The following is a 4,277-nucleotide window of genomic DNA, read 5'->3' as shown; positions in this document are numbered from 1 at the left end:
TCCTTGTTCTCCGCGTACTCCCGCACCGGGTGGGACAACCCGCCATTGTGGACACACGTGGCGGTCAGGAAAGCGACGTCCACGCGGAAGCGGTCGAGCTGGCGCAGCACCTCGGGGCCCGCGCAGGACTCGAACTCGGGGTAGAAGCGGTCGCCGAGCAGCGTGACGGTCGCGGACTCGGACAGCAGGTAGCTCACCCGCAGCGAGTTCGTGACGACCTGCAGCTGCTCCACTTCGGACAGTGCCCGGACGAACGGGAAAAGCGTGCTGCCGCAGTCGATGAGCACGGTGTCGCCGGGTGCGACGAGGTCGAGCAGCGGCTCGGCGATGGCCGCCTTGAACTCCGCGTTGACGTGTTCGCGCAGGCGCAGCGAACTCTCCCGCTGCACGGTGCTGAACGCCGCCGCCACACCGCGCCGCTTCTGCAGCAGGTTGCGGGACTGGAGGTCGTCGAGGTCGCGGTGCGCCGTCATCACGCTGACTCCGAGGCGGTGCGCGAGCTCGTCGATGCGGACCTCGCCGACGCCGGTGACCAGGCGCAACGCCTCCTGTCGACGCTGCTCGACCTCGGCGGCCGACTTCCGGACCGGCATCGCGACCTCCCGACTGTGGAAACCACCAGAGTATCCCACAATTTGTGTGAAGATCTTGCTCAGATCTCGGGTCTTGTTGCAGGTTGTCCGTCACGAACCGGCCGCCGCTGGCGCGGGAACTCGCCGCGCCGTGGTGACCAGCGGAAACCTGCTACGACCCGGGCACCGCTGCCCGTCAGGAGGTCCACGAACGTGGTGTCAACCGGCCACGAGCCGCCCGCGAACTTCTTCGACCGGATAGGCATCCCGCGCACCCTGCTGTGGGGCTACGTCGGGATGTTGCTGTTCATGATCGGTGACGGGGTGGAGACCAGCTACCTCTCCACCTACTTCAAAACCGAGTTCGGCTTCACCGAAGCCAGCGTGGGCGTCATCTTCACCACCTACGGCATCGCCGCCGCCGTGGGCGCGTTCCTGTCCGGCGGGCTCTCCGACCGGTGGGGGCCGCGCAAGGTCATGATGGCCGGCACCGCGATCTGGGCCGTGTGCCACGCGGTGCTGCTGGCGGTGGCCGTGCCGACCGGGAGCTACGCGCTGATCCTGATCACCTACGGGATCCGCGGCCTCGGCTACCCGCTGTTCGCCTACGGCTTCCTGGTGTGGGTCATGGCGGGAGCGCCGAAGCAGCAGATCAGCAAGGCGCTCGGCTGGTACTGGTTCTCGTTCACCATGGGATACCCGGTGCTGGGTTCCGGCGCGGTCTCGGTGCTGAAGCCGGCCATCGGCTACTACCCGACGCTGTGGGTGTCGCTGCTGCTGATCCTGGTCGGCTCGGCGATCGTGTTCACGATGCTCAAGGAGCGTTCCGGCTACGAAGGACTCAGCCAAGGCGCCGAACGCGCGAGCGTCGTGCAGACCCTCGTCGGCTGCGTCACGATCATGTTCGAGAAGCCGAAGGTCGGCATGGGCGCGCTGATGCGCCTGATCAACACCACTTCGCAGTTCGGCGTGTGGGTGTTCGTGCCGCTGTACCTGATCCAGGAAGTCGGGTTCGGCTCCGAGGAGTGGTCCACGCTCCTGATGATCATGATGGGCTCGAACCTGGTCGGCGTGGTCGTGCTCGGCGCGGTCGGCGACCGGTGGAGCGGGGACCAGACCATCGTCTGGTTCGGCGGTGTGCTCGCCGCGGTCGCCTGCCTCGGGCTGTACTACGTGCCGGCCACGTTCGGGCACAACTACGCGCTGGTCGCGGTCGCGTGCGCGATCTTCGGGGTCGGCATGGCCGGGTACGTCCCGCTGCCGCCGCTGATGACCATGCACGCGCCGAACCGCACCGGCCAGGTCATGTCCACCTACACGCTCGGCGCGGGCGCCAGCCAGGCGCTCGGGCCGGCCATCGGCACGGCGTTCATCGGCATCCTCGGCATCCAGGGCGTGCTGTGGATCTACGCGGTGCTGCACCTGATCAGCGCCGGACTGGCGCTGGTCATCCGCACTTCCAGTGCCACTGAAGAGGAAATCGCCGCGGCGCCCAAGGACGCGGTCCCGGCGCACTGACGCCCGCGGGGGCCTGCCGCGCGCAGGCCCCCGTCAAGCCTTCTTCGCGGACACGCGCATCGAGATGTCGGCGGTGACGACGGCGTCGCCCGCGGCGTCCAGAATCCGCACCGGCACGACCCACTCCGCGGGCTCGTCGGAGAGTTCCGGGAGCTCCAGCTCGGCGACGCCGCGCAGGTCCGTTTTCGCTTTCGCGAGGTAGCGGACGGTCATTCCCGTGGGAATCCAGCGGTGCGAGCCGGGCAGGCTCGCCTCCATCAGCATCCCGGCCGCGACCTCGGCGAGATTGCATGCGGCGATCGCGTGGAACGTGCCGAGGTGGTTGTGCACCCGGCGGCGATTGGTCGCGCGCACCTCGCAACGGCCCGGACGCATCTCGGTGATGTGCGGGCGGATCGTGCGGAAGTACGGCGCCCGCAGGCACACCGCCCAGGAGAACAACCGGGTTCCCAGCGGCTTCGGCTCCAGCTTCCGCCACATCTGCATGGTCGAGGACATCACGGACTCCTTGGGACACCGGGCATTACCGGCGGGTAACTTATTCTGCAAGGTGGCCGCCGGTCAACCGGTCGCCGTCCGGAGCGGGCCGATCGCTCTGGGCGGGCGCGAGCAACGTCACCATGTCCGTTCGGTGGTATGTCCGGTTAGGGTGCTCGGCGAGCCAGTCGTGCCCACGTGGCCAGGGAATCCGGTCGGAAGCCGGAACTGACGCGCAGCGGTGGGGGTGATGGGCGGGGCGATGCCACTGGATCCGTTCCGGGAAGGCGGCCCCGTCCGGTGCGAACCCGAGTCCGAAGACCTGCTGGCTCCCCGGACCGCAGGCGGTGCCGGGTCGTGGCCGACCGGGCTTCGCGCATGGGCCCGGGGTGAGGATCGCAAAGCAGTGTTCGCTGTTCGCGCCCGCGCGTTGCGCGCCGGGCTGGTGGTGCTGGCCGCCGTTGTGCTCGCTTCCTGTTCCGCACCCGCTCCGAAAGAGGACGCCGGAGGCGGGAAAACGCTGCGCAACTGCGGAACCGACGTCACTGTGGACGGTCCGCCGCAGCGCGCGGTGAGCCTGAACCAGTCCACCACCGAGATCATGCTCTCGCTCGGGCTGGCCGACCGGATGGTGGGCACGGCGACCTGGACCGATCCGGTGGATCCGGCGTTGGCGCAGGCCAACGCGACGGTGCCGCGGCTCGCCGAGAACAATCCGTCGTACGAGGCGGTGCTGGGCACCGAGCCGGACATCGTGCTCGGGGCCTATCAAGCCGTGTTCACCGACGAAGGCGTCGCCGATCGCGAGCGGTTCGGCGAACTCGGCGTGCCCACTTACCTGTCGCCGAGCAACTGCTTCCCGGAGGCCGCGCCGCTGGCCGAACCGGTCGAGCTCGACGACATCTACCGGGAAGTGCAGGAGATCGCCGACATCTTCGGCGTTCCGGAACGCGGGCGCGCGCTCACCGCGCAGCTGCGCGAACGGGTGGCCGCCGCGCGGCAGCGGGTCGACCGGTTGGAGTCCACCAAGGACACATCGGTGCTGTTCTGGTTCGCCCGCACGGAATCGCCCTACGTGGCGGGATCCACCGGTGCACCGGCGATCATGGCCAGGGAGCTGGGCGTGCGCAACGCCTACGACGACGCGCGGTCGATGTGGCCGCAAGTGTCCTGGGAGGACATCCTCGCCCGCGATCCCGACCTGCTCGTGCTCGGCGACCTGACTCGCGACGGAGAAGGCGACGGCCTTGCCGCGAAACGGGATTTCCTGCGCGCCGACCCGGCGGTGTCCCGGCTGGCCGCGGTGCGCGACGGGCGGTCGATGGGCATGACCGGCACCGAGCTCAACGTCAGCATCCGCACTGTGCAAGGGATCGAGCGGCTCGCGGACAAACTCGTCGAACTGGACCGGCGTTGACGGCGAACCGGGCACCGGCGGCGGCCATCGTCCTCGCCGGAGTGCCGATCCTGTTGTTGTCGGCCGCGATCGCGGTGACGCTCGGGCCCGCGCAGCTCACCGTCGCGGACGTCGCCGGTGTGGTCGGCAGCAAGCTCGGGCTCGCCGAGACCGGCGTTTCCCGCATCGGGCAGGGCATCGTGTGGCAGCTGCGGTTGCCGCGCGCGGTGCTGGCCGCGCTCTGCGGAGCCGGGCTCGGAGGCTGCGGGGCGGTACTGCAGTCGTTGCTGCGCAACCCATTGGCCGATCCGTTC

General features: G+C 69.2%; 5 protein-coding genes and 1 riboswitch. Of the genes, 3 read left to right on the top strand and 2 right to left on the bottom strand.

Annotated features, from left to right (window positions below; all coding sequences use genetic code 11):
- Nucleotides 1–593 (bottom strand): DeoR/GlpR family DNA-binding transcription regulator (locus IJH84_RS12160; RefSeq protein WP_295144188.1); only part of this gene is annotated, 593 nt, incomplete at its 3' end.
- 192 nt (nt 594–785) lie between these two features.
- Here IJH84_RS12160 and IJH84_RS12155 point away from each other — a divergent pair.
- Nucleotides 786–2,090 (top strand): MFS transporter, encoded by a 1,305-nt coding sequence (locus IJH84_RS12155; protein ID WP_295144185.1) that lies wholly within the window; start codon nt 786–788, stop codon nt 2,088–2,090.
- 33 nt (nt 2,091–2,123) lie between these two features.
- Here the strand turns inward: IJH84_RS12155 and IJH84_RS12150 are convergent, their stop codons facing one another.
- Nucleotides 2,124–2,588 carry a hotdog fold domain-containing protein gene (locus IJH84_RS12150; protein ID WP_200072344.1) on the bottom strand — a complete coding sequence of 155 codons (465 nt, stop codon included), beginning with the start codon at nt 2,586–2,588 and terminating at the stop codon, nt 2,124–2,126.
- Between the two features lie 147 nt (nt 2,589–2,735).
- Nucleotides 2,736–2,912, top strand: a riboswitch (cobalamin riboswitch).
- A gap of 61 nt (nt 2,913–2,973) precedes the next feature.
- Here IJH84_RS12150 and IJH84_RS12145 point away from each other — a divergent pair.
- Both IJH84_RS12145 and IJH84_RS12140 read left to right on the top strand, forming a co-directional pair.
- Nucleotides 2,974–3,984: an ABC transporter substrate-binding protein gene (locus IJH84_RS12145; RefSeq protein ID WP_295144180.1), complete on the top strand. Its 1,011-nt coding sequence runs from the start codon at nt 2,974–2,976 to the stop codon at nt 3,982–3,984.
- A partial coding sequence (locus IJH84_RS12140) for an iron chelate uptake ABC transporter family permease subunit (RefSeq protein WP_295144178.1) occupies nt 3,981–4,277 on the top strand: 297 nt, incomplete at its 3' end. The genes IJH84_RS12145 and IJH84_RS12140, both read left to right, overlap by 4 nt.

It is taken from the genome of Saccharopolyspora sp. (assembly GCF_017434145.1).
Classification (GTDB): Bacteria; Actinomycetota; Actinomycetes; order Mycobacteriales; family Pseudonocardiaceae; genus Saccharopolyspora_C; species Saccharopolyspora_C galaxeae.
The sequence above is the reverse complement of the archived record's forward strand: the minus strand, read 5'-3'. Positions and strand labels throughout refer to the sequence as shown.